Origin of the sequence: uncultured Marinobacter sp. (assembly GCF_913055835.1) — a bacterium.
Lineage (GTDB): Bacteria > Pseudomonadota > Gammaproteobacteria > Pseudomonadales > Oleiphilaceae > Marinobacter.
In genome coordinates, this window is record NZ_CAJXKQ010000036.1 from 19,698 (window position 1) to 45,424 (window position 25,727).

34 protein-coding genes and 1 pseudogene are annotated in these 25,727 nt (G+C 57.3%); 11 read left to right on the forward strand and 24 right to left on the reverse strand.

The window, feature by feature from the left end; translation table 11 throughout:
* The first annotated feature begins 100 nt into the window (after nucleotides 1-100).
* Together QZ534_RS16090 and QZ534_RS16095 are read left to right on the forward strand one after the other, a co-directional pair.
* Nucleotides 101-643: a GNAT family N-acetyltransferase gene (locus QZ534_RS16090; protein ID WP_296935850.1), complete on the forward strand. Its 543-nt coding sequence runs from the start codon at nucleotides 101-103 to the stop codon at nucleotides 641-643.
* A gap of 16 nt (nucleotides 644-659) precedes the next feature.
* Nucleotides 660-1,763 carry a histone deacetylase gene (locus QZ534_RS16095; RefSeq protein ID WP_296935853.1) on the forward strand — a complete coding sequence of 368 codons (1,104 nt, stop codon included), beginning with the start codon at nucleotides 660-662 and terminating at the stop codon, nucleotides 1,761-1,763.
* Between the two features lie 3 nt (nucleotides 1,764-1,766).
* Here QZ534_RS16095 and QZ534_RS16100 read toward each other — a convergent pair whose 3' ends face one another.
* Nucleotides 1,767-2,963, reverse strand: a complete 1,197-nt coding sequence (locus QZ534_RS16100) for a CoA transferase (protein ID WP_296935855.1) — start codon at nucleotides 2,961-2,963, stop codon at nucleotides 1,767-1,769.
* Between the two features lie 166 nt (nucleotides 2,964-3,129).
* Between QZ534_RS16100 and QZ534_RS16105 the strand changes: the two genes are divergently transcribed.
* From QZ534_RS16105 to QZ534_RS16130, 6 genes are all read left to right on the forward strand, one after another.
* Entirely contained in the window at nucleotides 3,130-3,783 is a 654-nt protein-coding gene (locus QZ534_RS16105) for an ABC transporter ATP-binding protein (RefSeq protein WP_296935908.1), read from the forward strand.
* Nucleotides 3,773-6,355 (forward strand): FtsX-like permease family protein, encoded by a 2,583-nt coding sequence (locus QZ534_RS16110; RefSeq protein ID WP_296935857.1) that lies wholly within the window; start codon nucleotides 3,773-3,775, stop codon nucleotides 6,353-6,355. The genes QZ534_RS16105 and QZ534_RS16110 overlap by 11 nt, the downstream gene beginning before the upstream one ends.
* Nucleotides 6,356-6,664: 309 nt before the next feature.
* On the forward strand, nucleotides 6,665-7,483 hold the full coding sequence (locus QZ534_RS16115) for a transporter substrate-binding domain-containing protein (protein WP_296935860.1): 819 nt from the start codon (nucleotides 6,665-6,667) through the stop codon (nucleotides 7,481-7,483).
* Between the two features lie 153 nt (nucleotides 7,484-7,636).
* Nucleotides 7,637-8,302: an amino acid ABC transporter permease gene (locus QZ534_RS16120; RefSeq protein WP_296935862.1), complete on the forward strand. Its 666-nt coding sequence runs from the start codon at nucleotides 7,637-7,639 to the stop codon at nucleotides 8,300-8,302.
* On the forward strand, nucleotides 8,302-8,955 hold the full coding sequence (locus tag QZ534_RS16125; RefSeq protein ID WP_296935865.1) for an amino acid ABC transporter permease: 654 nt from the start codon (nucleotides 8,302-8,304) through the stop codon (nucleotides 8,953-8,955). Before QZ534_RS16120 ends, QZ534_RS16125 begins: the two co-directional genes overlap by 1 nt.
* Entirely contained in the window at nucleotides 8,952-9,674 is a 723-nt protein-coding gene (locus QZ534_RS16130; RefSeq protein ID WP_296935867.1) for an amino acid ABC transporter ATP-binding protein, read from the forward strand. Before QZ534_RS16125 ends, QZ534_RS16130 begins: the two co-directional genes overlap by 4 nt.
* Nucleotides 9,675-9,784: 110 nt before the next feature.
* Here the strand turns inward: QZ534_RS16130 and QZ534_RS16135 are convergent, their stop codons facing one another.
* From QZ534_RS16135 to QZ534_RS16170, 8 genes are all read right to left on the reverse strand, one after another.
* A complete protein-coding gene (locus tag QZ534_RS16135; protein ID WP_296935870.1) occupies nucleotides 9,785-10,177 on the reverse strand; it encodes a hypothetical protein in 393 nt (130 codons plus the stop codon).
* Between the two features lie 19 nt (nucleotides 10,178-10,196).
* Nucleotides 10,197-10,943: an SDR family oxidoreductase gene (locus QZ534_RS16140; protein ID WP_104320678.1), complete on the reverse strand. Its 747-nt coding sequence runs from the start codon at nucleotides 10,941-10,943 to the stop codon at nucleotides 10,197-10,199.
* A 113-nt stretch (nucleotides 10,944-11,056) separates the two neighbouring features.
* Nucleotides 11,057-11,485 (reverse strand): DUF4399 domain-containing protein, encoded by a 429-nt coding sequence (locus QZ534_RS16145; RefSeq protein WP_296935871.1) that lies wholly within the window; start codon nucleotides 11,483-11,485, stop codon nucleotides 11,057-11,059.
* Nucleotides 11,486-11,552: 67 nt separating this feature from the next.
* Complete coding sequence (locus QZ534_RS16150; RefSeq protein WP_296935872.1) at nucleotides 11,553-12,551, reverse strand: serine hydrolase; 999 nt, start codon at nucleotides 12,549-12,551, stop codon at nucleotides 11,553-11,555.
* 120 nt (nucleotides 12,552-12,671) lie between these two features.
* On the reverse strand, nucleotides 12,672-13,004 hold the full coding sequence (locus tag QZ534_RS16155; protein ID WP_219119894.1) for a YnfA family protein: 333 nt from the start codon (nucleotides 13,002-13,004) through the stop codon (nucleotides 12,672-12,674).
* Nucleotides 13,005-13,037: 33 nt separating this feature from the next.
* Nucleotides 13,038-13,610 (reverse strand): hypothetical protein, encoded by a 573-nt coding sequence (locus QZ534_RS16160; RefSeq protein WP_296935873.1) that lies wholly within the window; start codon nucleotides 13,608-13,610, stop codon nucleotides 13,038-13,040.
* A gap of 74 nt (nucleotides 13,611-13,684) precedes the next feature.
* Complete coding sequence (locus QZ534_RS16165; RefSeq protein WP_296935874.1) at nucleotides 13,685-14,113, reverse strand: GFA family protein; 429 nt, start codon at nucleotides 14,111-14,113, stop codon at nucleotides 13,685-13,687.
* Nucleotides 14,114-14,179: 66 nt separating this feature from the next.
* Nucleotides 14,180-14,929 (reverse strand): NAD(P)H-dependent oxidoreductase, encoded by a 750-nt coding sequence (locus QZ534_RS16170; protein ID WP_296935876.1) that lies wholly within the window; start codon nucleotides 14,927-14,929, stop codon nucleotides 14,180-14,182.
* A gap of 89 nt (nucleotides 14,930-15,018) precedes the next feature.
* Here QZ534_RS16170 and QZ534_RS16175 point away from each other — a divergent pair, with 89 nt between their 5' ends.
* Nucleotides 15,019-15,294 carry a LysR family transcriptional regulator gene (locus QZ534_RS16175; RefSeq protein WP_296935878.1) on the forward strand — a complete coding sequence of 92 codons (276 nt, stop codon included), beginning with the start codon at nucleotides 15,019-15,021 and terminating at the stop codon, nucleotides 15,292-15,294.
* Nucleotides 15,295-15,308: 14 nt separating this feature from the next.
* Nucleotides 15,309-15,908 carry a substrate-binding domain-containing protein gene (locus QZ534_RS16180; RefSeq protein WP_296935910.1) on the forward strand — a complete coding sequence of 200 codons (600 nt, stop codon included), beginning with the start codon at nucleotides 15,309-15,311 and terminating at the stop codon, nucleotides 15,906-15,908.
* A gap of 2 nt (nucleotides 15,909-15,910) precedes the next feature.
* On the opposite strand, the gene chaB is transcribed toward QZ534_RS16180, so the two are convergent.
* The 3 genes from chaB to QZ534_RS16195 form a co-directional block, all read right to left on the reverse strand.
* A complete protein-coding gene (chaB, locus tag QZ534_RS16185) occupies nucleotides 15,911-16,135 on the reverse strand; it encodes a putative cation transport regulator ChaB (protein WP_296935880.1) in 225 nt (74 codons plus the stop codon).
* A gap of 69 nt (nucleotides 16,136-16,204) precedes the next feature.
* Nucleotides 16,205-16,723, reverse strand: a complete 519-nt coding sequence (locus QZ534_RS16190; RefSeq protein WP_296935881.1) for a CPBP family glutamic-type intramembrane protease — start codon at nucleotides 16,721-16,723, stop codon at nucleotides 16,205-16,207.
* A gap of 72 nt (nucleotides 16,724-16,795) precedes the next feature.
* The gene (locus tag QZ534_RS16195) at nucleotides 16,796-17,815 is read right to left on the reverse strand and encodes a helix-turn-helix domain-containing protein (RefSeq protein WP_296935882.1); all 1,020 of its coding nucleotides are present in this window, start codon (nucleotides 17,813-17,815) and stop codon (nucleotides 16,796-16,798) included.
* A 158-nt stretch (nucleotides 17,816-17,973) separates the two neighbouring features.
* Between QZ534_RS16195 and QZ534_RS16200 the strand changes: the two genes are divergently transcribed.
* Entirely contained in the window at nucleotides 17,974-18,405 is a 432-nt protein-coding gene (locus QZ534_RS16200; protein WP_296935884.1) for a GFA family protein, read from the forward strand.
* A 64-nt stretch (nucleotides 18,406-18,469) separates the two neighbouring features.
* Here the strand turns inward: QZ534_RS16200 and QZ534_RS16205 are convergent, their stop codons facing one another.
* The 12 genes and pseudogenes from QZ534_RS16205 to QZ534_RS16260 form a co-directional block, all read right to left on the reverse strand.
* Complete coding sequence (locus tag QZ534_RS16205; RefSeq protein ID WP_296935886.1) at nucleotides 18,470-19,003, reverse strand: cupin domain-containing protein; 534 nt, start codon at nucleotides 19,001-19,003, stop codon at nucleotides 18,470-18,472.
* Between the two features lie 79 nt (nucleotides 19,004-19,082).
* Nucleotides 19,083-19,631, reverse strand: coding sequence for an OsmC family protein (locus QZ534_RS16210; protein WP_296935888.1), 549 nt, complete (start codon nucleotides 19,629-19,631; stop codon nucleotides 19,083-19,085).
* A 158-nt stretch (nucleotides 19,632-19,789) separates the two neighbouring features.
* Entirely contained in the window at nucleotides 19,790-20,860 is a 1,071-nt protein-coding gene (locus QZ534_RS16215; protein WP_296935890.1) for an alpha/beta fold hydrolase, read from the reverse strand.
* A gap of 157 nt (nucleotides 20,861-21,017) precedes the next feature.
* On the reverse strand, nucleotides 21,018-21,473 hold the full coding sequence (locus tag QZ534_RS16220) for an isoprenylcysteine carboxylmethyltransferase family protein (protein ID WP_296935893.1): 456 nt from the start codon (nucleotides 21,471-21,473) through the stop codon (nucleotides 21,018-21,020).
* 85 nt (nucleotides 21,474-21,558) lie between these two features.
* On the reverse strand, nucleotides 21,559-21,825 hold the full coding sequence (locus tag QZ534_RS16225) for a DksA/TraR family C4-type zinc finger protein (protein ID WP_296935895.1): 267 nt from the start codon (nucleotides 21,823-21,825) through the stop codon (nucleotides 21,559-21,561).
* Between the two features lie 104 nt (nucleotides 21,826-21,929).
* The gene (locus QZ534_RS16230; RefSeq protein WP_296935897.1) at nucleotides 21,930-22,250 is read right to left on the reverse strand and encodes a DUF2834 domain-containing protein; all 321 of its coding nucleotides are present in this window, start codon (nucleotides 22,248-22,250) and stop codon (nucleotides 21,930-21,932) included.
* A gap of 228 nt (nucleotides 22,251-22,478) precedes the next feature.
* Nucleotides 22,479-22,766: a DUF1330 domain-containing protein gene (locus QZ534_RS16235; RefSeq protein WP_296935899.1), complete on the reverse strand. Its 288-nt coding sequence runs from the start codon at nucleotides 22,764-22,766 to the stop codon at nucleotides 22,479-22,481.
* A gap of 90 nt (nucleotides 22,767-22,856) precedes the next feature.
* The gene (locus QZ534_RS16240; RefSeq protein WP_296935901.1) at nucleotides 22,857-23,597 is read right to left on the reverse strand and encodes a DUF899 family protein; all 741 of its coding nucleotides are present in this window, start codon (nucleotides 23,595-23,597) and stop codon (nucleotides 22,857-22,859) included.
* Between the two features lie 70 nt (nucleotides 23,598-23,667).
* Nucleotides 23,668-24,462 (reverse strand): SDR family NAD(P)-dependent oxidoreductase, encoded by a 795-nt coding sequence (locus QZ534_RS16245; RefSeq protein ID WP_296935903.1) that lies wholly within the window; start codon nucleotides 24,460-24,462, stop codon nucleotides 23,668-23,670.
* Nucleotides 24,459-24,956, reverse strand: coding sequence for a nucleoside deaminase (locus tag QZ534_RS16250; protein WP_296935905.1), 498 nt, complete (start codon nucleotides 24,954-24,956; stop codon nucleotides 24,459-24,461). The genes QZ534_RS16245 and QZ534_RS16250 overlap by 4 nt, the downstream gene beginning before the upstream one ends.
* Nucleotides 24,957-25,076: 120 nt before the next feature.
* Entirely contained in the window at nucleotides 25,077-25,562 is a 486-nt protein-coding gene (locus QZ534_RS16255) for a GNAT family N-acetyltransferase (RefSeq protein WP_296935907.1), read from the reverse strand.
* Between the two features lie 51 nt (nucleotides 25,563-25,613).
* A pseudogene (locus QZ534_RS16260) lies at nucleotides 25,614-25,727 on the reverse strand (antibiotic biosynthesis monooxygenase); the annotation flags it as partial.

Sequence of the window (25,727 nt, forward strand, 5' to 3'; positions counted from 1 at the left end):
CTACGCTTTGGAGAGTAGCTCAAATGTATGTCACCCGAAAATTCAGATCATTCGGGTTTCACCCGGTTCCCCTGATATGTCGGTGCAACGGGAGTGGCGCGTGGCTGAGAAGCAAGCGAAGCGTGGATTTTTAATCAGAGAGGCCCGCGAAGAAGACCTGCCTGAAATGGTGGGGTTTCTCGCCAAACTGGCCCTGCATGTTTCGGGCGCACCTCCCCATGATTTGAAGGAGAGTGAATACAAGCGGTTGCTCCGTACTTTGCACTCATCGCTGGACGACCCGAACAAGCGCCTGATAGTGGCTGAAAGCAAAAGCACGGGACTGGTGGGCATGGGTTACGTTTACATCTGGCGAAGCCAGGGCATCTGGGAGCAGTCGGAGCCCACCGAGTTCAAGTCTGGTGTTATCGACGATATCTGGGTAGAGCCTGAATACCGGGGGCGCGGCATCCTGAAGGCGTTGTTGCGGGATCTGGTGACATTTGCTGAGCAGCACCACGCATCGGAACTGATTCTTGAATACTCCGCCTCAAACAAGGAGGCCAAGGCCGCCTGGACCAAACTGGGTTTCAAACCGACCGGGGTGCGCGCGGCGGCATTCACTTCGGTGGTGAAGCAGGCGCTGACCGAATCACAAGGATAAGAAAAGGAATCAGGCCATGATCGGCGATCGCAGTGTGAATGTGTTTTACGATGAGGTCATGTTGGGGCACAACCCGGAGGTGGATCTACCGTTCATGCCCAGCCGGGTGGAGAAACGCGTGCGCTCCATTCTTCAGGGGCTGGATTTCAAGTGGAGCTACCCCGAGCATCCGGGGCGGATAAGTGCCATCAAGGAGTATCTGGATGAAAACCCTGTTGCGGGGGTTCAAATCATATCCGGTGCCCCTGCTGCCACATACGATCAGCTAGCCCGGGTACACACCACCTCTTATCTTGATCACATTTTTTCACTGGCGGGCAAGCGGGCCTGGCTTGATAAAGATACAACAGCGGTATCGCCAGACAGCATCAAAGCAGCCACCGCTGCAGCCGGTAATGCCATTGCCGCCGTGGAAAGTGTCGTTAAACGGGAGTGTGAAAGCGCGTTTGCCCTGATACGCCCGCCCGGACATCACGCTGAGCCTGTTCGCGCCAGGGGGTTCTGCCTGCTCAACAACGTTGCCATCGCTGCGGCACATGCCCAGGCCAAACTCGGCTGCGAGAAGGTTCTTATCATTGACTGGGATGCCCACCATGGCAACGGAACCCAGGATATTTTCTGGGCAGACCCTGATGTCCTGTTCTTCGACACCCACTGCGCAGCGCCTTTTTACCCCGGCTCCGGTCATCTGGAGGAAGTCGGGGATGGCCTTGGCGAAGGCTACACTATCAACGTTCCTCTGCCGGAAACGGCTGGCGATGTCGCCTTCGAGAAAGTGTTCCGGGAGATTTTGATGCCGGCGGCTGATTACTTCGAACCGGATCTGGTGCTGGTCTCCGCGGGCTTCGATCCACACCGGAACGACATGGCTCTGAACCTTACTTACGATGGCTTCAAAGTGATTACAGGCATTGTTCAGGCTATTGCCGGCAAACACTGCGATGGTCGGTTAGCTCTCGTTCTGGAGGGCGGATACAGCCTGACTTCGTTGGCCAAGGGGGTGCATGCCGTGCTCGAAGTGCTGGCAGGAGGGGAGGTGCCGGAAGTTCATGAAATAGGTGTGCCAGAGGCCGAGGAGGCAGCCGAGTTCCATCGGTCTGCTTTCAGTGATGATGACTGATTGTTACTCGGCGGGCACGGATGCGATGCCTGAATCACACATCGCCTGAATCTCTTCTACGGAATACCCGCATTCTGCCAGCAGTTCACGGGTTTGCTCGCCGAGACGCGGCGCGCCTTGCCAGTGCTGCTCTGGCGTCGCCGAGAACCGCGACGGGGCGCGGGCCTGGCGGAGGCGGCCGGCCTGGGGATGGTCATAGTGTGAGAGCAGGTCGTTGGCCTGTACCTGGGGGTGGTCGAGCAATTGGGTGCGGGTTAACACCGGGGCACAGGGCACTCGTTCGGCCTCAAGCCTGGCCAGCCAGTGTTCCGCAGAATCGGTTTTGATGACCGACTGAATCAGCTCGAGCCTGGCGTCTATATTCTCCTGGCGCAACTCGGCGGTCAGGAACCGTGGATCCTTCGTCCAATCCGGGCGGTTCAGTGCACGAATGAGGGCTTGCCATTCACGGTCGCTCTGAACCGCAATGGTGATGTAGCCGGTTGTGGTCTCATAGATAAGATCCTGAAGGCTCGCAGCCTCCTGCTGTGGCACCTCACTATGAACAAAGGTCTGGCTGCCCATGTCGGAGCTCCACAGAAACGCGATGATCGCATCCAGCATGGAAAGCCGGACATGCTGGGGCTCCCCGGTGCGTTCGCGGGCGAACAGTGCGGCCGTGATTGCCTGGGCTGCGGTCACACCGGTGAGTTTGTCGGGCAGGATGGTCCTTACCAGTTGCGGGCGCAGCTCATCCGCGCCGGCCTGCACGGTGGCCAATCCGGAGAGGCCCTGAATCAGCGGGTCGTATACCGGTCGTTCGGAATACGGGCCGGTGTCACCAAAACCACTGATTGATACCATGATCAGATTCGGGGCCACCCTGCGCAGTTGCTCCTCACCAAGCCCCATCCTCTCAATAACTCCCGGCCGGAAGTTCTGCACAAAGACATCGGCCGTTGCCACTAGGCGGAGCAGCGCGTCCCGTCCTTCCTGCTCTTTCAGGTTAAGCGCCACTGATTTCTTGTTGCGGTTGTTGTTGAGATACAGCGCCGACATCTCCCCCTGCCGATTGGCAGCGGAGCGGGTGAAATCACCTCCCACCGGGTTTTCGACCTTGATGACCTCAGCCCCCTGATCGGCCAACATCATGGTAGCGAGAGGCCCTGAAATCATGGCTGTCAGATCAATAATGCGGATGCCATCAAGCGGTCCGGTCATGGAGAATGGCTCCTGTTTTACACTTTCGGCGTCAACTAACGGGAGTGCGCCACTCTTGAAAAGGGTTCGTACTCTAAACTTTATCCTGCCATTAATGATTTATTGATACGCGCGAAAACAGGAAATTCATCAAACCAGAGGAGCGCCAGTGTCTACCAGTGTTGAAATGACTGAGATTTTTCTGGAGTACCCCACCGAGTCCGGCAAGGTCGGCGTACTCCAAAACGCCTCTCTCATGGTGCCGCCGGGAGAAACACTGGCAATCACAGGCCCTTCCGGCAGCGGCAAAACGTCCCTGCTTCTGTTGCTCTCTGGCCTGCAGCGCCCAACCAGCGGCGAGATTCTGGTGGGCGATCAACGCCTGGGCGACATGGACGCCAATGCTCTGGCGGACTGGCGAAGTGAGCACCTTGGCATTATTTTCCAATCCTTTCATCTGTTGCCTGGCCTGACGGCTCTGGGGAATGTCAGTCTGCCCCTTGAGATTGCCGGCGAGGCAAGGCCCCGGGAGCGTGCTCTTGCCATGCTGGAGGCGGTTGGTCTGAGCCATCGGCTGCAGCATTATCCGGGGCAACTTTCCGGCGGTGAGCAGCAGCGTGTTGCCATTGCCAGAGCACTGGTGCACCAGCCGAGTCTTCTTTTGGGGGATGAGCCCACCGGCAATCTGGACCAACAAACCGGTGAAAAAATTCTTTCTCTGTTGTTCGATCTTCACAAAGAAAGCAAATCTACTCTGGTGCTCGTGACGCACGACGAGCGCGTTGCCGAGCGGTGCCAGCATCGGGTCCGCATGGACGGTGGTCGTCTCTATGAAGCCTGAAAGCTCTCGACAAGCCCGTTCCACGAGCCTGGTCTGGATGCTCAGGTTTGCCATCACCGATCTGCGATCACGGATCTCCGCACTGAAGGTTTTCCTGGCCTGTCTGATTCTTGGCGTCACCCTGGTGGCGGCGACAGCCAGCCTTTACCGTGTCATTGAACAGAGTCTGCTGGCGGACACCCGGGCGCTGCTGGGTGGCGACGTAGAGCTGGATACCAGCGAGCCTCTGCCCGTCGCTGTGCGCCAGTGGGTTCGCTCAACCGGCAACATTTCGCTGGTTCGGGAATTCGATACCATTGTCAGTGGCAGCAGTGGTGACGGCTTCTTTCGGGCCGAGATACTGGTTCCCGATGCCCTCTATCCCCTCTATGGTGAGCTGGAGCTCACACCAGATGAACCCCTTGACGCCCTGACGGCCCAAAAGCAGGGGCAGTGGGGTGCTGTTATCGATCCTTTGCTGGCAGAACGTCTGGGCCAGTCGGTGGGTGACCGAATCGAGATTGGCGCAGCCACCTTCCGAATCAGCGGTCTCATTCAGAAGCAGCCTGACCGGAGCCTGAACGCCAACTGGCGCGGCCTGCCGATCATGATTTCTGAGCAGGCGGTTGAGGCAACGGGGTTGATCAGGCCGGGCAGTCGGGTGGATTACGAATACCGGGTACAGACTGACCAGGATCTGGATACCTGGCTTGAACAGTTCGAACAGGCTTTCCCGGACACTCGTTGGGACATCACCACTTTCGCCGAGCGTAGCGAACGCATTTCAGAGCGACTGGACCAGATTGCCACCGCCCTGATCCTTATCGCTTTCACCACCCTGTTCATCGGTGGCCTCGGCGTTGCCAACAGTATCCATGCCTACCTCGATGAAAAGCTGGGCACGATTGCCACGCTGCAAACACTCGGCCTGCGCCGCAAACCGCTTGTGGGCCTGTATCTGCTGCAGATCGGCATTCTCGGTAGCCTGGCCGGGCTGATCGGCGGCGGTGTCGGCCTTGGGCTTTCTGCCCTGGCAATCGGTATGGCGGGTGACGCCTTTGCGCTTGCGGGCCCCGAGGGGGCAGGAGGGTGGCTGTCCCTGTGGTTTGTTCCCTTGCTGCTGAGCTGGTTGTTCGCGGTGCTTACAGCCTACGTTTTTGCCTTGCCGGCGCTGGCCAGAGCCCTGGCTACTGCACCTGCCGGGCTCTTCCGGGGCCAGGTTCAGGCCGCCCCGAATGAGCCCCGCAGCTGGCGGATTGCCAGTTATCTTCTACTCGCTGTCTACATTGGTGTGACGCTCTTTTGGCTGCCATCGCCGCACCTGGGCTTTTTGTTCCTGCTGGCGGTCATCATCCTCTGGGGCTTGTTGGAAGGCCTGATCAAGGGTTTGCGGCGCGGCGCCAAGGCACTGGAAAACGGCGGCTTCGCCGATCGAAGGTTTGCTCGTCGTCTGGCATTGGCCAATCTCCACCGACCGGATTCACCGCTGCGCGCCACGCTGCTGTCGCTGGGAACGGCCCTGACCCTTGTGGTGGCCTGCACATTGATGGTCACGACGCTCCTTAGGGCCCTGGAAACCACCATACCGGAAGAATCACCGGCGCTGATCCTGTACGAGGTATTTCCGGACCAGATAGAACCGTTGCGGTCTGGCCTGGAGACGCTGGATGACTCAAGCCGCATTGAGCTACTACCAATGGTCCGTTCCCGCCTGGCTACTATCAATCAGAGACCGATTGCCGAGGTTCTCGCTAATGACGCTGAGGCCAGGCGCGAGGCCATGGGGGATGAATACAAACTGAGTTATCTCTCGGGAAACCCGGAAGCCCTCGAACTGGTGGAAGGAAGCTGGTGGACGTCACCGGCCCCTGACGGCGAGCCCGCCTTCATGGCCATGGAAGACCGGGAGGCCTATCAGCTTGGCCTCGGAATAGGGGATCGGCTCACGTTCACTGCACAGGATAAGAGCATCGACGTCGAAATCCGTGCAATTTACCGGCAAAAAGGACTCCAGACCCGATTCTGGTTCGAGGGGATCTTGCAGCAGGGTGGGCTCGACAATCTGATCAGTCTGTACGTTGGCGCGGTCTACCAAAGTGATGAGGCCGCCAGGGAGTCACAGCAGTGGCTGGCACAAAATATCCCCAACGTGATTACGCTACGCACCGCAGATTGGCTTGAAACCGCAGGTGCTCTGCTGAATAAGGCCGCCGCAGGCCTTGCTGCGGTTGCCTCCGTGAGCCTGCTTGCGAGTCTGCTCGTGCTTTCCAGTGTGGTGAGTGTCAGTCGCAGGCGGCAACTCTACGAAGCCAACCTGTTGCACTGTCTCGGCGCCCGGCACGGAGCTATCCGCCAATCCATGCTGCTGGAAACGGGCCTGCTTACCATTCTGGCAACGGTTTTCGCCACACTGCTTGGTGCGCTAATTGCTTTACCAGTGGCAGACCTCGCGCTGAAACTCCCCGCAGGCGACTTATGGTGGTTGGGGGCATTGGTTGCCGGAGGTGTCAGCACTCTTGCGCTACTGGGGGGCCTGCTGCCCACGCTCAGAGCAATGCGGCTCAACCCCGCCGTGTTGCTGAGAGACAATTAAAATGGCCTGCTGTGGCAATAAATTCGTCTTTTATGTTGAAGGGAGGGAAAAATCATTTAAATTAAACAGTTAGTATTGGAAAAGATTGGCTTTTGTTCGTTTTTTGACCGGAATTATGAGTTGTAGGTTCAAAATATCCGGTTGAGTTGTTGAAATTTAGGAAAATTGCCTACTAAATGGCAAATTTCAAAAATTTTCACTAAATAATCTACGGTAGTATTTTTACGTATGCTTTCTGCACATAACTGTGTTGTGTAGGCATGACAGACACACACTTTTCGCCCACGAAAGATAAAAGAGAGAATAACTATGATTCGCAAACTAGCACCGCTTGTTTTCGCCTGTGCTGCGGTAACCTCTGTTAACGCAACAGCCGATCAGCTGGACACCGTGATTCAACGTGGCACCTTGAACTGTGGCGTGGTTCTGGATTTCCCACCGATGGGATACTTTGACGAGAACAATAACCCGGCCGGCTTCGACGTCGATTACTGTAACGATCTGGGCGAGGCGCTCGGCGTCGATGTTAACGTTCTCAACCTGACCTGGGGCGAGCGGATTCCCTCCCTGGTTTCCGGCAAAACCGACGTGGTAATCGGTTCTACTTCAGATACCCTCGAGCGCGCCAAGACCGTTGGCTTCACCTACCCGTACTTCGTGTTCAAATTCCAGGTAATCGCTCACGAGGACAAGAACATCGACTCCTTTGATGACCTGAAGAACCTGAAGGTTGGCGCGGCTCTGGGCACCACCTACGAAACCGAGTACCTCGCCTATGCGGAGCAGCAGGGCTGGGGCAAGGACAACTACACCTCCTTCAAATCCGAGAACGATGCGTACCTGGGTCTTTACCAGGGCAAGGTCGACGCAATCATCTCTACCAACACAAACATCGCGACCAAACTGCGTAGCGAAGAGTTCGAAGATTTTGAAGCTGGCCCCTACGTTCCCAACTACGACGACGTTGTGGGCATCATTGCCAAGCGTGACGAAGTTGCCTGGATCAACTATCTGAACCTGTTCCTCGTGCGCCAGATTCGCGATGGCAATATGAACGAAGCTTACAACAAGCACTTCGGCACCGATGCGCCGGCCGATCTGATTCAGTCCCTCCGGGACAACAAGTAAGCGCCGAACCGACGGCCGCCAAATAGGCGGCCGTCATTGCATTGGTTTCCGGGTCGGGCACTCACCCTCGGGTGTCGTGACCTTAAATTCTGATCAAGGCCCTTCTTACCGGGCTCTGGTCGAGTTTCCTACCATTCATTAAATGGCCAAGGTATGGACTACGAATTTCACTGGAACGTAGTGTTCCAGAACATGCCCCAGCTGCTAAACGGAGCCTTCGTTACCCTGCACGTATCCGTTTTAGCCATGCTTCTGGGCATTGTGATCGCAATACTGTTGGCGATCGCCAAAATGAACAACACAAAGTTCTTCAGCCAGGTGGCGACGGTCTGGGTAGAGATTGCCCGGAATACGCCAGCCCTGTTCCAGATCTACATGGCCTATTTCGGCCTCGGGGCATTTGGCATTCACCTCAGCCCCTATGTAGCGGTACTGAGCGCACTGGTCTTCATCAATGCGGGTTACCTGACGGAGACGTTCCGGGGCGGCTTCCAGTCGATTCCCAGTACCCAGTACAGCGCCTCCAAGTCTCTGGGTATGACCAGCATCCAGAGTTACCGGTATATCATCCTCCCGCAGATGCTCAGGCGTATTTACCACCCGATGACCAACCAGTTCGTGTGGTCAATTCTCATGAGCTCGCTGGGTATTCTGGTGGGCATGAGCGAACTGTCCGGCACCACTCAGCGGCTTCAGTCTCTGAGCTTCCGAACCCTTGAATTCTTCATTGTGGCGGCCGTGATGTATTTCATCATTACCAAACTGGTGCTGTTCGCTTCATCACTCCTGGCTCGCAGACTCTTCAAGGGGGAAATCTGATGAATTCACTGTTCACACCCCTGTCCTGGAGTGATAGCGGCCTGATCCTGACCGGTGTCTGGAACACGGTGATCATCTCCGTAGTTGCCATCGTGGTGGGCACCATCCTGGGGCTGATCGTGGGCTTTGCCCGCTCTGAGAGCAACAAGGTTGTTAACGCGGTGTTCGGCAGCTTGCTGGATGTTCTGAGGAGCGTACCGCTGATCATCCAGTTGATTCTGTTCTCCACCTTCATGGGTGCGGCCGGGAGCCCACTGGCGCCCTTTGTGGCCGGTTCCATCGTGTTGTCGTTGTACACCATGGCATTCATGGCTGAGGTATTTCGTGGCGGGTTCGAGAGCGTAAGCCCCTCCATGCAGACTGCGGCGCGTTCACTGGGTATGACCAAGTGGCAAACCATCTACCATATCCGTCTGCCCATCGGCCTGCGCGCCGTGTTTCCTTCATGGCTGGGGGTTTCTCTCAGTGTGATCAAGGATTCAGCCCTGGTGTCGGTGATTGGCTACATGGAGCTGCTTCGCACCTCAGAGCAACTGATATCAAGAACCCAGCAACCGCTCGAGATCCTGATCGGGGTTGGTATCTTTTACTTCATTATTTCGTACCCGCTGTCTTACTACGGCCGGTATGTCGAGAGGAAAATGGCAATATGATCAGCGTCCAGAATGTCCACAAATCCTTTGGAGATCTTGAAGTCCTGAAAGGCGTGAGCCTGGATGTACAAAAAGGCGAAGTGGTGAGTGTTATCGGGGGCTCTGGTAGTGGTAAATCGACCCTGCTTTACTGCATCAACGCCATCGAGACCATCAACAGCGGTAAGATCCTGGTCGATGATGTGGATGTCCACGCCAAGTCGACCAACAAGGACAAGCTGCGCCAGAAGCTGGGCATGGTGTTCCAGCAATGGAATTCCTTTCCCCACATGACGGTACTGGAGAACGCCGCGCTAGCCCCCCGGATCGTCAAGAAAATGAGCAAGGAAGAGGCGATGGAAATCGCAAAGAAAGAGCTCGAGCACGTTGGCCTGGGCGACAAACTGGATGTTTACCCCACCAAGATGTCCGGCGGCCAGCAGCAACGCCTGGCGATTGCCCGCGCGCTGGCCATGAAGCCCGACTACATGTTGCTGGATGAGGTAACTTCCGCGCTTGATCCGGAGCTGGTTGGCGAGGTTCTCGATACCCTGCGCCTGTTGGCGGAAGAGGGCATGACCATGATCTGCGTAACCCACGAAATGGGCTTTGCGCGGGATGTGTCTGACCGGGTGGCCTACTTCCATCAGGGCGTGATTGCCGAGATCGGTGAAGCCAGGCAGGTGATTACCGATCCGCAAAACCCGCTCACCCAGAAGTTCCTCTCCAAGGTGCGCTAGAAAGTCGCCACAGACGTGGTGCTGGTTGGGGGAGTTACTGGACCCGCTTCCCCAGCCATTTTTCCAGCCCCGGAAGGCGGTTCAGTAATCCTGGCGCAAAGCCACCTGCATCAGTTCCGGTTTTTCAGAACCTCGTAAATCTCAGGCAAAGCTTCTACCTCCGGCTCCTTCTCCAGAACATCCTCGATCAACTCTAGAACCCTTTTTTCGTCGTTGCTCCGAAGTCCTGGCCAGTAAACATAGGGCACTAAATCCGGGTTGCTGATAAAAAACAGGGCGGTTTCTTCCGGTTCGTTCTCTATGTCTCCCCGCAGGCCCAGGGTGAAGTGGCGGCCGTCATTACCCCTGAGCGTTACCAGGAGCGAGTTGTCCCGTTCGATAAACCGGGCTTCCTCTACCGAAATGGGCTCCGCCAGATCCGGCACCGACGTGATGTAGTACTGAAAACCCAGAAAGGCCACCAACAGGGCAAGCAGGGTGGCCAGGGAAATGGATTTGATCATTGAATGGATCTCAAACGGGTTACATGGCTCTCGCGAAGATGCCAAAGGGCAAGGACTTCAACACGTAACTCAGCGGCGTCCAGGGCCACCAGGGCACATAGGCGCGGCGCTTTTCTGATTCGATGGCTTTCACCAGGGCCTTCACGCCGGTTTCCAGATCCACCCGGAAGGGTGCGTTTTTGGTGTCGCGATTGATGTCGGTGAGGATATAGCCGGGCATGATATTGCTGACGTTGATCGGCTTGCCCTTGGTATCGAGCTGGAGGCCTTCAGCTAAAGAGGCCACGGCAGCCTTGGTGGCAGCATATACGTTCAGAGGCCCACGGAAACCACGCACGCCGCTGACTGAGGACATCAGCACCAGGTGGCCGCTGTTCTGCTCGCGGAAGATCTCCATGGCCGCCTCGCTCTGGGCAATGGCGGCGATGAAGTTGGTCTCGGCGGTGTGGCGGTTGGCAGCGAAGTGCCCACGGCCGATGGGCTGTGAGCTGCCAATACCTGCGTTAACCACCACGCGGTCCAGACTGCCGAGCTCATCCCGGAAGCCACGGAATACTTCGAACACCTGATCGTAATCGCAGACATCCAGGCCGCGGACCAGCACCCGAATATCTGGATGGGCCTGCTGCAATTCCCGCTGAAGTGCTTCCAGCTTGTCGGCCCGCCGCGCGCACAGCGCAAGATTACATCCTTTGGCGGCCCATTCCCGGGCCATGCCTTCCCCAAGGCCGGTGCTGGCACCGGTAATCAGAATGTTCTTTCGCATCAGTTATCCCCTGGATTCATTCGGGTTATTTGCGCTCACAGTACCATGATCGAACGCCCAGGGGATTGACTGAAATGCAGCTCTGCACTGGCCATTTCGTTCAGGGTGCAGCCTTACTCCACCATCACCGTGATCTTCTCGGAAACCACTGGCGGGTTGTGCGGCACGTGCATGTGGTCACCCACCAAAAGCTGCAACGTGTGTTTACCCGGCGATAGCGTGATCTCGGTTTCGGTTTGCCCACCGCCGAAGTGCTTGACGTGATCCGTCGCCGGAAGCGGTTGGCTCAAATCCGATGGTATGTCGGTGTCGATCAGCAGGTGGTGGTGACCGGTGCCGGATTTCTCAATTCCAGCAGGCGCCACGCCCATATTTCGCAGGCCAAAGACAACTTTGAAGGTTTGGTCAACGGTAGCGCCATCGGTTGGCTGGACAAAATACACACCGGCATTGGCCGGGGCCTCAGACATCTTGCTCTCTGCCAGCGCTGACAAAGGCGCGATCAAAAGAGCTGAAAGCAGCGGAATTGCAATCCTGTTCATCTCATTTCCTCCCTGGTGTTTGCCACAGGTCAGTATAGTTGAGGAAATCAAGTTATGACGGCCGTGGTCAGTTCTCGAGGGCGGGAATTATGTGGTCCTCAATTAACTGGAACTGGCGGCGCAAAAAGGCCGAACCCGGCGAGGGTGGGGTAGGGTCTGATGTCATCACCACGGTCAATTGACGAGCAGGCATGACATAAAGCACCTGGCCACCATAGCCTCGACCGTAGTATCCCATTTCGCCTGCGAGAGGTTGTTGGAACCAACCGTAGCCATAGGGATCATCGGTGTAGGCAGATCTGGCACGCTCCACCCACGATTCGCTAACCCAGTCCTCAGGAAACAGGAGCTGGCCGCCAACACGCCCCTCATTGCGATAAAGCTCGCCTATTTTTGCCAGGTCTCGGGGCGAGAGAAGCATATTGTTGCCACCGAAATAAATACCCTGCGGATCGCGATCCCAGGCCGGGATCGCGATATCTAGCGGCTCACCAAGCCAATCGCGGGCCAGGGCAAGTGTGCTCCTGCCGGCGCTTTCGGTAAGCGCCGCCGAGAGAAGGTGGCTGCTGCCAGTGGAATAGAGCATCCGCCCGCCCGGTTCATCGACGAAAGGGCGTGTGAGCACATGGCGCACCCAGTTGTCGCTGTTCACCCACGGCCCGTAGTAGCGACCTGATGTGCGCTGCAACCCTGCTTGCAAAGACAACAGGTGACCCAGAGTAATACGTTCCACGCCCTCGGTGGCGGAGGCCGGCACTCGGTCACCGAGGGTTTCGACAACCGGTTGATCGGTTCCCTCGAAAACGCCTTTTTCGATGCCGATACCTACCAGCGCAGCAAGCACGGTCTTGGAGAGAGACTTGATGTTGGTTGGCGTACCCAGGCCGGTGCTCTTCAGATCCAATGCCAGGACTTCCTGACCCTCATGGACAACAATCAGCGTGTGAAGGCGCTCGAGTTTCGCAGCCTCCCTCGAAACCTCAGTTCGCCAGTCGCCCGTCGCTGAGTGACTTGAGAGGGGAATCAGTAGCAGCAGTGCGAAAAGCCAATTTGAGAAATGTTGCATGGTTTAAGGGATCGCCATCGCCTTTGGTTTGGGACAATAAAGTCGAACACACAACAACAGTACGTCAGTGCACGGCGAGAGGCTCATGCTTCGAAAAGATCTGCGCGAATTATCTGCCGCCTATGCGCTTCGAGGCGCAAACATGATGATCGCCATACCGAGCAATGCTACGCCCGAACCCACCAGATCCCAGACAGTTGGCCGGATACCATCAATAGCCCAAAGCCAAAGAATGGCCATGAAGATATACACACCGCCGTAGGCAGCATACACCCGGCCGGCGGCTGTAGGATGCAGGGACAGCAACCAGGCAAACGCGGCCAGGCTCAGAGCGCCTGGCACCAGAAGCCAGATGCTCTTTCCCTCGCGAAGCCAGAGATAGGGCAGGTAGCAGCCAACGATTTCAGCCAGCGCGGTAACGAGAAACAGACCGACGGTTTTCAGTTCAGGCAAGGGAATTGTCCTTTCAAGAATTTGCATGAACACTCACGTTCCACCGATGCTACACGCTCGGGATGGTGCCCGTTCAATTTTCTGTGTGTTCGATGTTTTCCCGGCAACGGGTATTATCAGGAAACCAGTGCCGGCAAAGGCGGTCGACTGGCTGATGCGGCCCTGGCCCGAGTCATCCAGCCCCAGAAGGGTTTTGCTGGTGACCACACCGATGAAAGGATTGCCCGGCTCTCGGGCGCCGGACGCAATGTAGTCCCGCTTCAGCTCAATTCGCCCGCCCTTCAACTCGAAATCTTCGCCTTCCCGAAATCGGGACTGCTTGAGTAGCACCCCATCCGATACTGCGGAGGCGACCAGACTATTGCCATCGCCCTTCTGGATGTAGACCGCCTTTGGTCGTGTTTCAGCCGTAAACTCGTCGGGCCAGATGATCGAGCTCAAACAGACGGGCGCTGAGCCGTCCGAAGGTTCGCTGCAGTTCCTGTAGCAGCCCGTAAAGGCTTCCAGGCTGGGTGTTTTTGCGAATCCAGTGTCTTCTTCCGCGACTTTTGTAGAGGCGCAGCCCGCACAGAACAGGCATATTGCGATTGGAGCGAGCTGTTTCATTTTCAACGCCAACCCTTCTTAGACTTTCAAGAAAAAAAGATTTCTGCCCGTTATTTGGCCAAACGTTTCACGCCTCATGTCCGGTTGATAGCGTTCTTCAGGGCCGTGAGGCTTTCCGGACCCGCGTCAAGGCGGATGCATTCGCCGGAATCACGCTCCCAGGAGGCGGCTGAGCCCACGTGAAGGTGCACGTTCACGGCCGCTTCAAATGACTCCTCCAGGAGTCCTGCAGGAACCCAAACCAACTCCATGCTCCTCAGTTGGTTTGGCACCGGGCTACCGCAGACCGAGCAGAAATCACTGCGATAGCCTGTTGGCTTTTGGAAAGAAGAGACTTTGTCCTGACCAGACAGCCAGCGAAAGTCCTCCTGCTTCACGAAAGTTGCCGCATTTGCCGACGAGCCCGTCGCCTTCCGGCAGAGGGAGCAGTGGCATTGGTAGAGGTTGGGAATGTCGCCCTCAATCCTGAATTTTACTCCGCCGCAAAGGCACTCGCCTTTCATTGTTAATTCCTTGTCGCGTTCATTTCGCAGTTGAGGCTATCGGGCTCTTTGAAAAAGCTCTATTTCCTATGGGCGCCACCGCATAGGATGAGTTTGTTGAAGCATAACGTCCTCGTCCCAGTCTTCCCAGCCAGTAAAAGGGATGGGTGTTTCGTCGAATAATCCGGGTAGTCGCTCTGCCCAAAAGGTTTTCTTTTGTTCCAGCTGCTCCCTGAACCTGGACTCGTCCTCGTAACGAATACCGCCTCCCTGGATGCCATAGCTAACCTGGGGCGGCAGAACATCAAACCCCACGTAATACAGCGAGGAATGCATCGGCCATAGCCATTCCACCATATTGCCAGCGCGGCCGAAGGGCCTGAAAGCCTGCTCCGGAGATCCGGTGCTTACCGACAACATGGTCTTTTTGCCCCGGAAGTATCCCCGGTTGTAACGCCGGCTCCCGGAATAGAGTCCCCCGTATACCAGAACCCGATCGAACCACCCCTTGAGGATTGCCGGTTGCGCGTGCCACCACAACGGAAACTGGAATATCACAAGGTCGGCCCACTCCAGGTGGCTGATTTCCCTCTGAATCTCAGGAGCCAGCGCGCCTCGTTCATAATGGGCCCGCTGCTCGGTCAACGGGGCGAAATAGGTGTCATCAACGTGCTCGCGGTAGTGGCTTGCACGTTCAACCGGATCGAACTCTTGCCGGTAAAGGTCATTGAGTTCCACCGTGTGTCCAACAGCCTGAAGGGACTCTATCGCTACATCAGCCAGCCCGCCATTGAACGATTTGCGCTCGGGGTGAGCGAAGATAATCAACACATTCATAGCCCATCACTCCTTTTGCATTCATCTGGCAATAGCCTAAGCTGTTCCTCAATACACATAAATTCTCAATATGCGCGAATTAAGTTTGCATGAATGAACAATCAATTCGGTGGGATGATCTGCAGATTGTGTCGGCTATTGCTGAAACCGGAACGCTATCAGGAGCTGGCAGGAAGCTGGGAATCAGCCATGCAACAGTCTTCCGCCGCCTCACCAATCTGGAAAACCAGCTGGGCGTGGTGTTGTTTGAGCGATCGCGCACTGGATACACGCCAAGCGCTGCCGGAGATGACCTTTTCGCCGTCGCGAGAAGGGTGCAAGAAGATACACTGGCGTTGAGCGCCGGCTTGCAGGAAAAGACCTGAAGCTCTCCGGAACCATCCGGGTCACCACAACCGACACGCTGTTTGCGGGCTTGTTGGCCACATCGTTCGAAAAGTTTCGTGGGGACTACCCCGATATCAAGCTGGAAGTTGTCATTTCGAATCAGGTGCACAGTTTGAGCAAACGCGAAGCAGACGTCGCCATTCGCCCCACCGGGAATCCGCCAGAAACCCTGGTAGGGCGGAAGGTTGGAGTGATCCGGCAGAGCGTCTATGGGCAACGGCATTATTGGCAGAACCGGCGGGCTCCTCTGGACACCTTAACCGGGCACCAGTGGATTGGCCCGGACACGCATATGGGCAATAGGGCCCTTGAAACCTGGATGGCTCGGAAGGGTTTGAATGATGTCTGCAATTACCGCGTCGACTCGATGCTCGGTATGCAAACTGCCATTCGAGCAGGTGACGCAGTGACCGTGCTTCCAGACTACTTGGGGGAGAATGATTCTTCACTCTGCCGGTTAACTGATTCTATTGCAGAACTGGATATCCCTCTGTGGATTCTCACCCATCCCGACCTGAAACGCGTAAAGCGAATCCGGGAGTTTACGAAGGTTATCGGTGAGGAGTTGAGGCAAGCGCTGGTTTATGCCTAAGTTTAATCCTTCACCCATTTATCACCTTCCTTGTGGTATTCCTGTTTTACCGCTGCCCATGCAACCTTGTGGGCCGTCTCTTCGCGTCCTGAGTTGTCCCGACGGTCTGCGGGATCACTGTATTCATCCCATGCGGAATTGAATGCTTTGCGATAAATCTCCTGTGCATGGGCAGGCAGGTTGTTGCGTACACTTGCTGGTAATTCCGAGTTGCTGTTATAGGGCATGAGGCTCGCCTCCAAAAACGCTTTCGTCATTAAAAGGCTAGCAGCTGGTAGCGCAGGCAGGACGAAAGGTCAGAGTTCCAGCACAAGATTTCTGCCGCCAAGAAAAAGCACCCAGACTGTGACCGCCGCCCAGTGAATGATTACGGGTACCCAGATAGACCTGGAAAGCACATAGGCGTAGCCGCAGGTTAGCCCCATAGCAGCCACGATAACCAGAAACCACGGATCCAGGAAAAGAGGAACAGCCGTGGGATTAAAGGTCAGTGCATTGAACGGATGCCAGGCAACGAATACCAGCGTGCTGATTACAACCCTCCAGGCCGCTTTTGCTTGACCGGAGTCCAGGATGTTTCTCGGAATCAGTACGCCCCTGAAAAAAGCTTCTTCCAGCAAGGAGGGGAACACAAACAATATGAAGGGAAGCAGGGGAGTGATTGGCGAATCCAGCCAACCCGGCCGAAATAATCCAGTGCTGAGGCCGACGGACACCGCGATGATTGCGAACACCGGTACCAGAGCCCACGCTTTAAGCGGAGACTTAAGTGGGGAATGCAGCAGTGCTTGGGTGAGATTGTTGAATAAACGCACTTTTATTCTTAATCACCAAAATAATAGAGCGATGCCGGAACGCCTCCATTATTCCTTCTGATAATCGAAGAATTATCGATGAGGACTGCGCCCGCTAGTTGCAACATTTTCGGAAGCGCCGACAGTGAACACCTCCCGATAGTATTTGGGAGAGGAGCCCACGTAGCGTTTGAACAGCCTACGAAAAAAAGCAAGGTCTTCATAACCAACGGCCTGGCTAACCTGTTGGATGGTTTGTTGCTCGTTTTCCAGCAAATGCCGCGCGGCATTGATTCGCAAGCGGTGGAGATAGTCTGTAGGTGTTTCTCCGGTCGCGAGCTTGAAGCGCCGGGCAAAATTCCGCGGGCTCATGGCCACGGTCTCTGCCAGATCGCTAATGCGGACGGGGCCAGTGTAGTGTTCGAACAGCCACTGCTGGGCCCGACGGACCAGACGATCCTCGTGGTTTGCCGCCGGAGGATCGGCAGCGTACCCAACCTGCCAGACACGGGGCGTTTCCAGAAGCAAGGCTCTGGCAGTCTGGATGGCAACCGTGTGGCCGCAAAGCTTTTCAACCAGGTAAAGGCTTAGGTCCACAGAGGCGTAAACGCCGCCGCTGCAAAGCAGGTTGTCACTTTCGGTCAGAAACCGCTCCGGTTGCCAGTGAACATCGGGATATCGGTGACGACAGGCATCGACAACGCCCCAGTGAGTTGTTGCTGGCCGTCCATTCAGAAGGCCGGCTTCAGCCAGCAATGCAACGCCGGCACAGACCCCTGCAATTCTGGCTCCTCTTTCATGCCAATCGCGAAGCCAGGGGTAGAGAGGTGCGTTGGCCCGGCAAGCAGCCTCCAGGTCTGTTCCCACAGCCGATACGATGATGAGATCGGTGACGTCCACCTCGTCAAGACGGCAGCAGGGTTCCAGGTTCAGGTTCACGGCGGTGGACACATTTTTGCCATCCTGCGAAACGGTGCGCACCCTGAACTGAGGTTCGGGTTGCAGGCCTCGCATGGAGTTCCAAAGCACGCCGGCTGTGCTGAACACCTCTACCGGAGCCACGGCCGTTGAAGGCATGCCTCCCTCCACCAGAACGACAGTGACATCAATCATCCTGCACCTCGGGAGTCCGAAATGTCCCCTTATTGTGGCGTAGCAGCCACTACTCTGAAAGGTGCAGATAGCAAATACTTTACCCAGCACCACTGACGGTGGACCCAGGAGCGGATCCTCAAAAGGACGCAATTTCCGAAGGCAAGGAGATTAAGATCATGAGCACTACTACCTACAAAGGAAGCTGCTTTTGCGGCGCGGTTGAATTGAGCGTCAGCGGCGAGCCCGAAGCCATGGGTTATTGCCACTGTGATTCGTGCCGGCATTGGTCCGCGGGGCCGGTGAACGCCTTTACACTCTGGAAGCCGGAGGCGGTTGAGGTCACCAAGGGCATGGACAACCTCGTTTCATACAACAAGACGCCGAAAAGCTATCGCAAATGGTGTAAGACCTGCGGTGGCCACATCCTGACGGAGCATCCAGAGCTTGGCCTGACCGACGTTTACGCGGCCATCCTGCCAGAGTTGCCGTTCAAGCCCGGTGTGCATGTGTACTACCAGGAAAAAGTGCTGAGAGTGCACGACGGCTTGCCGAAGTTCCGGGATACCCCTGAAGACATTGGTGGATCCGGAATCACTCTGGAAGAGTAGGCCGTGGTTAAATTCACAGTGAAGTCGCCGGGCACGGTTGGAAAACCCTGCCCGGCGACCCGCATCACTCAGCGTTGCGCTCGATCCCGCACTTGGCGTCCAGGGCCGCGTTCCTTTCCTCGGTAACCGGAATCGTCAGCGCGCCTTCGGCGGGTGCGCCCAGGAGAACGGCAACCACCTCGGTTTCCTGATTACTGCTCGGGTTAAGCGCTGTGTGGACGGTGTCGCCCGGATCCACCAGTGCGTCCCCGGGTCCGTATTCGCGATCGACACAGTCTTCGGCGAACGTGAACACGAAATCGCCCTCGGTAACCGTGATCAGTACGGTGCCGGGGTGGGTATGCCAGGGGAACACGGCACCTGGCTGGATGGTGAAACGCACCACCGTGAGGTGGGAAGCGTCATCAAATGTGATGACCTGCTCTGGCAGACCCTTCAGGTCTTGCGAGATCTTGATCGCGACATCGCCGTCAAAGGTGTGCCGCTGGGTCAGGGGCTCCGCCGCGATGGGTTTGGGTTCATCGGCGCTGGCGGAGACTGCGAGAATCAGCGCCGCGAAGGCGGCTATAGTCGCTTGTTTATCGAGTTTACGGAACATAAGAACATCTCCTGTTCATTCGAGTTGCTTACAGACTCACAAGCGCCGCGGTTGGGCCTGTGAGGCGACGTGGCCGGTGTCAGGCCACCTGGTCGATTCGCCAGTCGGTTGTCACCTTGGTGCCGGCATTGAGGGTTTGAAACACCACGCAACAGCCCTCTGCACCGACCATCAGGGTTTTGATCGTCTTCTCGTCAGTTTCCGCGGGAACTTCCAGGTGTACATCGCAGTGCATGCGCTGAAAACCGACGGGCACTGCCATATCCACCATGAGTGCGCCCCGAACGTCGACGCTGGCCGCAACCGTGACTTCGCTGCCGATGAGCTGTATATCGAGCCGCTCGGCAACCATGCGAAGCGTCGAGTGCAGGCAGGCGGCTAGGGCCGAGCACAGAAGGTCTCCTGGATTGGGGGCGTCGTGGTCGCCGCCCACCGCCCGGTGGATTCCGTAGGGCTGGAGCACGCCATCGTTGTTGGCGGGCTCCACCACACCGTGAATGGCGTCCCTGTGTTTACTTGGCAGCGCCCGGGCGTGGTCGGTAATCCAGGCATCCTCGGGAGCCTCCGCGTAATGTCGGCTCAGAGAGTGTTGGCGTTCTACGATGGATGATTCGTTCGCTACTAACATGGCTCCTGCTCCTCTGCTCCTCTGCTTACTTGCTTACGGTCTCAGTTTGGGCAGGAGAGGCCTTTCATTCATGAGGTGTCTGTCCCGAATTCCAGAAACGAAATTGGGAAAAACGGGACGAATGGCCCGAAGGGGGAAAGCTGACCAGTATCCGGAGCTTACTCCATGCCGAAGCCGGCGTTCCGGGCTTCGATGACCAGTTCTGGCCGAGAGGAAACGGCCAATTTACCGCAGATGTTGCTGACGTGGTTTCGGACGGTTTTCGGTGCCAGCGACAGTTCGCTGGCAATGGCCGCATTCGACTGTCCCCGTGCAACGTGATCAAGAACGACACGCTCCCGGCGGGTCAGTTCATGAAAACCCGCAACGGACGGCAAGCCTTCACCGGGCTCATCGGCGAGAAACCGGCGTACTTCCTCGACGAACAGGTGCCAACCGGGGTCCCGGGGTTGGAGAATATGGTTACGGCCCTCCAACGGCAGAAACCGGCAATCGGGAATCCGCCCGGCCAGGTTGCGCCCAGCCTCAAAGGGCACCATGGAATCGCCCTTTACGTGTGCCACCAGAGTTGGACAGTGCAGCTGCGGAAGCAGATCGCGGATATCAAGTTCGTGAAAGGCCCGCCACAGCCGGGCGGCCATGGCCCGATCCACGGTCAGGCTCTGAAGTTCGTCCCACCAGCTGATCTGATCCGCTGCATCCGAGGGGGAAAGCAGGCGGGCAAACACCTCCCGAAAGGCGCCAGTTCTGCGAGCCCATCCGACTTCAATCATGCGCGCCAGAGTTTCCGCCTCTTCCACGCGATAGCCGGCCATCCCTTCGGTAAAGGCACCGTGCGCATAGGGATTGTAAAGCACCAGGTGGGTGACTTTTTCCGGATGCCGTACCGCATACAGTACGGCGATGGCCGCTCCCTGACACACGCCCAGCATGGGGAATTGGCGCCAGCCGAGGCTGGCGACCACCGCCTCCACGTCGCGGACCCAGGCGTCCAAGGTTTGGCTTTTCACATCCCTGTCGGAAAGGCCGGAGCCGCGAATGTCGAAGCGGGCCAGCGTGTGATCGCGGGTCAGCTCCCGCAGCCAGTGACTCCAAACCGGGCTGTCCAGATCATGTTCGATATGGGTCATCCAACCGCCCACCCGCAGCAATGGCCTGCCTCGACCGGTGGTTGCATAAGCGATGCGCACATCGTCCGTGGTGGTACAGAAACCGATCCGTTGTCTCATACCCGTAGCCCTTTCCTGCCCATCTCGGCAGCTTCATCAACGTGTGTCCCCTTCGTGGAAACTTAGCAGCTGTGAGAGGGATTTGAAGCGCTCCTGCCTCAGATTGAATCAGGAAAGGGAAGTTGAAAAAAACACACCCGTCCGGGTTCAGATGCGGTCAAAGCCAGCGCCGCACCCGTTGCTCATAATCCCGGAACTCATCGCCGAAAATCTCCCGCAGGGCACGTTCCTCCGGTGCAATCTGGAACCGGTTCATATACATCACAAAGACAATCACGCCGATCAGAGCCCAGGCGGATGCCAGGAACACGCCCCAGGCCAGCAGCCATAACGCGAATCCCACATACATGGGGTTGCGGGAATACCGGTAAACGCCCGAGCTGACCAGGGCAGAGGTGGCTTCTGGCTTGCGGGGATCTACGGTTGTCTTCGAGGACCGGAAAGCCAGCACCCCGGCGAGTGCAAACAGGACGCCCAGCAAAAACAGGCTGATTGCTATCGCCGAACGCAGCGTTTCGCCAACCTCTATCCGCGGGCCTGCCTTTGCGATGAGCCACATCAACAAACCTACAATCAGCACCAGCGCTACCGGTGGAATGCGTTTTTCCAGCATGTTCGGTTTCTCTCAGACAAATCAGTCGAATCAGGAAAAGGCGGGGCGCCACCTCCCGAATGTCAGTTACAACAGCATTATCGGGCTATCGGAGTTGGCTGTCTTTGCTGCCCCGACGATTTATGCCGCCGGAGTGAGGGTTTTCTTTCTCGTGGGCTGCCTGACATTCAATGCACAGCCGAACACCGGGAATGGCCTTGCGCCGTGCCTCCGGAATTGGAGCACCGCACTCGTCGCATTCTTCAGCGCTTTCGCCTCCGGCTAACTGGCTGCGAGCGCGCTGGATCTCGTCTTCAACGCTGGCGTCGATCTGTTCCTGAACCGCACCATCACGTGACCATCCGCCTGCCATGGGCGTCTCCCGCATCTGCATCATTGATACCAATAAACAGTATCATTGGAGCGCGTGGGCTCAAAGATTCCCTACGCCGATTTTGCTGATGGGCACGATCAGAGCTAAGCGGGCTCGGTTTCAGGCTCGCGCCCACCTCGAAGCACCAGGTATAGCAAGGGCCCTGCAGACACAAATACGGCCGTCAGGATAAAAAAAGGAATCAGATAGCCCAGTCCTTTGCCACGCCTTTTAGCGTCCTGGTACATCCAGATGCAAGCCAGTGCAGCGAGAATGTAGAGATCGATGACAACCTGGGCGGTATCCGGACTGGACATCAGCTCGGCACCAAAGGCCAGAAGCGACTGCTCAGCCCCGGCCATTACCCAGAAAGTGAAGCCCATGAACAGGCAGAGAACGATGAGGGGGAGGGGGGATACTTTCATGATCTTCCTTGATTTTCATTTCAGAATTTAAAAGGCTAAAGGCGTCCGCGTCAGGGATTTTCCGTATACTGGGGCAGGTCGCCTGTGATCTCAAACCACGACGCCTTGTTGCGCACGTAAACATGTCGCTCCGGCGTTACCCGGGTCTGTATCGAAGGTGCCCATAGGGAACCCAAGCACTTCCGTATGAGCATCTAACTTTGTGTAGAGCCTGGATCTGCCTGCCTGTTAATCCGCCTCGAAACTCACCAGATCCACGTCCGCCGCCTGTGTGCGCAGTGGCACAATTGCCTGATACGCAGGGGAGTTGTGCCATCCGGCGACGGAATCGGTATCCGGAAAACGGATCACCACGGTATCCGTGTGGCAGTACTGCCCGCTCAGTACCTTCGCCTCCTTGCCCCGAAGCACCAGTTTCGCGCTCCAAGGTATCAGCGTTGCTGGCACAAGGCTGCGGTATTCAGCCCATTTTTCAGGGTCTTTCACGGTGATGTTACCGATCACGTAGGCTGGCATTCGTGTTCTCCGCTCGATAATCAAAGTTGGCCGCTGGTGCAGCCTCAAAAACTTATCATTGGCTGTTCCGTTCGAGAAGCCTTCCAGGGCTCAGGCATCGTTTTCTCTATTCTGAGAGCAGCAGCTGGCACCCGACTCGACTGCCTCATCGGTACGTGTCCACTGAGCCACTGGCCGGCCGTCGCGTCGCCACCATGAGCCGGCCTGGTCCTGGGGCCAGCCGTCGGGCGATTCCTCCCACGTCTCTTGCCGGCCGTAAGGCGTACGATCGAGCAAGTGCAGCGTGGGCATCATGGCTTCGACTCCTCGTTGCGACGTTTCATAGGTTTGGAACACCCGGTCTCCATCCCGGAGGTAACAGCGCAGGTCGCCTCCGTCTCGGGTCGCCAGCGCGTCTGACGAATCCGCTGTTGAGTACCACGGGGTTGTCCAGCCCATGAAATCCCGGTAGGCAGCTATCTCGTCCCAAGGACCGCTGCTAAACACGGCGTAGCTCACATCACGTTCTGCCAGGTACGCACGCACGGCCGAGTTCATCGCCACCTGAGTGTGCGTGCAGCCTTCACACTGCTTTTCGTGCGGGGCGCCCGGCGTCCACATGAAGTGATACACGATCAGCATACGCCGCCCTTCAAAGACATCAGTCAGGGGGACGGCGCCATTCGGGCCTACCACCGTGACCGGCTCCATCGGCGTCATTGGCAGACGCCTGCGCGCTGCCGCTAATTCATCGCCAGCACGTGTGTGGGCCTTCTCAAGGGCCAGCAGTTCAGCACGCGCCTGCTCCCACTCATCGCGACGAACGATTCTCGGGGTTGCCAGGTTCTGCATGGTCTACCTCCCGTTCAAACTCGAATGTGGTACTCCCTTGTCGTGCAGCGCCCGTCCAAATCGAGATCCCTCAGGCAATCGAGTCGACGACACCACCATCCACTCGCAATGCGGCGCCCGTGGTGGCTGATGACAGAGGCGAGGCCACATAAACCACCAGGTTGGCCACCTCGTCCACTTCCGCGGGGCGCTGGATGATGGAACTGGGCCGCTCGGCTCTCACGAAGTCGATGGCGGTGTCCTGGAGGCTCTTGCCGGATTTCTCCGCAGCCTCCTTGAGCATGCCTTGCACACCCTCGGACATGGTTGGCCCGGGCAGTACGGCATTGACGGTGACGCCGGTACCCGCCATGCGCTTCGCTAGACCCCGAGACACCGACAGATTGGCAGTCTTGGTAAAGCCGTAGTGGATCATATCGGCCGGGATGTTCAGGCCGGATTCGGACGAGATGAAAATCACCCGGCCCCAGCCTTTCTTCTCCATGCCCGGCAAGTACGCCCGCGACAGGCGCACGCCAGACATCACATTGACGTCGAAAAAGTGCTGCCAGTTATCATCCGGGGTATCGAAAAAGTCCTGCGGGCCGAACAGCCCGACATTGTTCACCAGGATATCGGCGCTCGGCTCGGCATCCACCAGCGCCTGACAGCCCTCGGCCGTGCCCAGATCGGCAGCGACCCCGCGAACGGTTGCGTCGGGCGCACTCTCGCGAACTTCGGCCACAGCGGCATCCACGTTCGACTGCTTCCGCCCGTTGACGACAACGGTGGCCCCGCAATCGGCCAGTCCCTTGGCAATGGCGAGGCCAATACCCTGGGTGGAGCCGGTGACAATGGCCGTCTTACCGGTGAGTTCAATGTTCATCGTAGACCTCCTTCGTGCTTTCTCAGCGAGGCCTGAAAAGGCGCCGCCGAGTTCTCGAGTTCGATATGACACAACCCCAGCTGTTCCGGGTTTACGGGATGAATTTGCCCGTACAGCTGCTCGGCAATGTTGCCATCGGCAAAGCCGGCCCGGTTGGCCGTTTCCTGGGGTGCGGCATACACGATGCGGGGAATGCGAGCCCAGTGGGCCGCCGCCAGGCACATGGGGCAGGGCTCGCAGCTGGCGTACAGGGTCGCTTCCGGCAGGTGGGCGTTACCCAGCGCCTGGCCCGCAATCCGTATGGCCGCGACCTCCGCGTGGGCGGTGGCGTCGCAATCCTGCTTCGCCCGGTTGCCCGCCCGGGCAATCACCCGGCCGTTGTGAACCACCACCGCGCCGAACGGGGCGCCGCCCTGGTCGACGGAGTCGAGGGCCAGTTGAACGGCTTCCTGCAGAAAGGCTTTGTCGGCGTCGTCGCTTCTGGGTTCGCTCACGTTTGGCCTCCGTGTGGGTTTGGTGTTTGCCCCGATAACAGGGTAGATCTGTTCAGACCCAGTCGCGACTTACGCTCGTCCGGAGACAAACAGATCTTTTCGGGTTTCCCGGATGGGTTTTCATTCGCTCTGGCTCAGGCACCGAGCCATGGCGAACCTCTGGAGCTGAACGCCATCGCGCTCCACGGTCTGGGCTTCAACCACCGAGAAACCCCTGGATTCAAAAAAAGGACGGGCTTCGAGACTGGCTTCCGTTGTGAGTGTTCGGACGCCCTTGCCAAGAAGGCGTTCCAAGGCAGCCTCATAGAGCAACGACGCGACGCCTCGGCGGGAGAACGCCGGTGCAGTGAAAAGGAACTCGATATGGCCGCCGGCGGTGAAAGAGATAAAGCCCGCCATGGTGCCATCGGATTCTGCGATTACGGTGTCCACCCTGGAAAGCCGGGATCGCCATTGGGCCAGGTCCGGTGTTTCTGGCGCCCAGGCGGCCCGTTGCTCTGGCGTATAGCTGCGAGCTGCAAGCTGATGGACCGAATCGGTGAACAGGGAAACGATGGAGGGCAGGTCGGTTTCGGTGCCGGGTCTGAGGCTTAAAGGCTGGTCCATACAACTCTTTTTAAAATAGATGTAGTCCGAGACGGCCGCTCAACTTGCTGGTTAAATGCCGTACTCACGCTCTACCCTCGCAATACGCACCCGAAAGGTGGAGTACCATTTTTGGTGGCCCAATCGCTGAGCCTCTCGATGCTCGGCGTTCTGTTTCCAATTGGT

Coding starts and splice junctions, on each gene's coding strand:
- QZ534_RS16095 (WP_296935853.1), top strand. CDS start 660: ATGATCGGCGATCGCAGTGTGAATGTGTTTTACGATGAGGTCATGTTG.
- QZ534_RS16100 (WP_296935855.1), bottom strand. CDS start 2,963: ATGACCGGACCGCTTGATGGCATCCGCATTATTGATCTGACAGCCATG.
- QZ534_RS16105 (WP_296935908.1), top strand. CDS start 3,130: ATGACTGAGATTTTTCTGGAGTACCCCACCGAGTCCGGCAAGGTCGGC.
- QZ534_RS16110 (WP_296935857.1), top strand. CDS start 3,773: ATGAAGCCTGAAAGCTCTCGACAAGCCCGTTCCACGAGCCTGGTCTGG.
- QZ534_RS16115 (WP_296935860.1), top strand. CDS start 6,665: ATGATTCGCAAACTAGCACCGCTTGTTTTCGCCTGTGCTGCGGTAACC.
- QZ534_RS16120 (WP_296935862.1), top strand. CDS start 7,637: ATGGACTACGAATTTCACTGGAACGTAGTGTTCCAGAACATGCCCCAG.
- QZ534_RS16125 (WP_296935865.1), top strand. CDS start 8,302: ATGAATTCACTGTTCACACCCCTGTCCTGGAGTGATAGCGGCCTGATC.
- QZ534_RS16130 (WP_296935867.1), top strand. CDS start 8,952: ATGATCAGCGTCCAGAATGTCCACAAATCCTTTGGAGATCTTGAAGTC.
- QZ534_RS16135 (WP_296935870.1), bottom strand. CDS start 10,177: ATGATCAAATCCATTTCCCTGGCCACCCTGCTTGCCCTGTTGGTGGCC.
- QZ534_RS16140 (WP_104320678.1), bottom strand. CDS start 10,943: ATGCGAAAGAACATTCTGATTACCGGTGCCAGCACCGGCCTTGGGGAA.
- QZ534_RS16145 (WP_296935871.1), bottom strand. CDS start 11,485: ATGAACAGGATTGCAATTCCGCTGCTTTCAGCTCTTTTGATCGCGCCT.
- QZ534_RS16150 (WP_296935872.1), bottom strand. CDS start 12,551: ATGCAACATTTCTCAAATTGGCTTTTCGCACTGCTGCTACTGATTCCC.
- QZ534_RS16160 (WP_296935873.1), bottom strand. CDS start 13,610: ATGAAACAGCTCGCTCCAATCGCAATATGCCTGTTCTGTGCGGGCTGC.
- QZ534_RS16165 (WP_296935874.1), bottom strand. CDS start 14,113: ATGAAAGGCGAGTGCCTTTGCGGCGGAGTAAAATTCAGGATTGAGGGC.
- QZ534_RS16170 (WP_296935876.1), bottom strand. CDS start 14,929: ATGAATGTGTTGATTATCTTCGCTCACCCCGAGCGCAAATCGTTCAAT.
- QZ534_RS16175 (WP_296935878.1), top strand. CDS start 15,019: ATGAATGAACAATCAATTCGGTGGGATGATCTGCAGATTGTGTCGGCT.
- chaB (WP_296935880.1), bottom strand. CDS start 16,135: ATGCCCTATAACAGCAACTCGGAATTACCAGCAAGTGTACGCAACAAC.
- QZ534_RS16195 (WP_296935882.1), bottom strand. CDS start 17,815: ATGATTGATGTCACTGTCGTTCTGGTGGAGGGAGGCATGCCTTCAACG.
- QZ534_RS16200 (WP_296935884.1), top strand. CDS start 17,974: ATGAGCACTACTACCTACAAAGGAAGCTGCTTTTGCGGCGCGGTTGAA.
- QZ534_RS16205 (WP_296935886.1), bottom strand. CDS start 19,003: ATGTTCCGTAAACTCGATAAACAAGCGACTATAGCCGCCTTCGCGGCG.
- QZ534_RS16210 (WP_296935888.1), bottom strand. CDS start 19,631: ATGTTAGTAGCGAACGAATCATCCATCGTAGAACGCCAACACTCTCTG.
- QZ534_RS16215 (WP_296935890.1), bottom strand. CDS start 20,860: ATGAGACAACGGATCGGTTTCTGTACCACCACGGACGATGTGCGCATC.
- QZ534_RS16220 (WP_296935893.1), bottom strand. CDS start 21,473: ATGCTGGAAAAACGCATTCCACCGGTAGCGCTGGTGCTGATTGTAGGT.
- QZ534_RS16225 (WP_296935895.1), bottom strand. CDS start 21,825: ATGGCAGGCGGATGGTCACGTGATGGTGCGGTTCAGGAACAGATCGAC.
- QZ534_RS16230 (WP_296935897.1), bottom strand. CDS start 22,250: ATGAAAGTATCCCCCCTCCCCCTCATCGTTCTCTGCCTGTTCATGGGC.
- QZ534_RS16235 (WP_296935899.1), bottom strand. CDS start 22,766: ATGCCAGCCTACGTGATCGGTAACATCACCGTGAAAGACCCTGAAAAA.
- QZ534_RS16240 (WP_296935901.1), bottom strand. CDS start 23,597: ATGCAGAACCTGGCAACCCCGAGAATCGTTCGTCGCGATGAGTGGGAG.
- QZ534_RS16245 (WP_296935903.1), bottom strand. CDS start 24,462: ATGAACATTGAACTCACCGGTAAGACGGCCATTGTCACCGGCTCCACC.
- QZ534_RS16255 (WP_296935907.1), bottom strand. CDS start 25,562: ATGGACCAGCCTTTAAGCCTCAGACCCGGCACCGAAACCGACCTGCCC.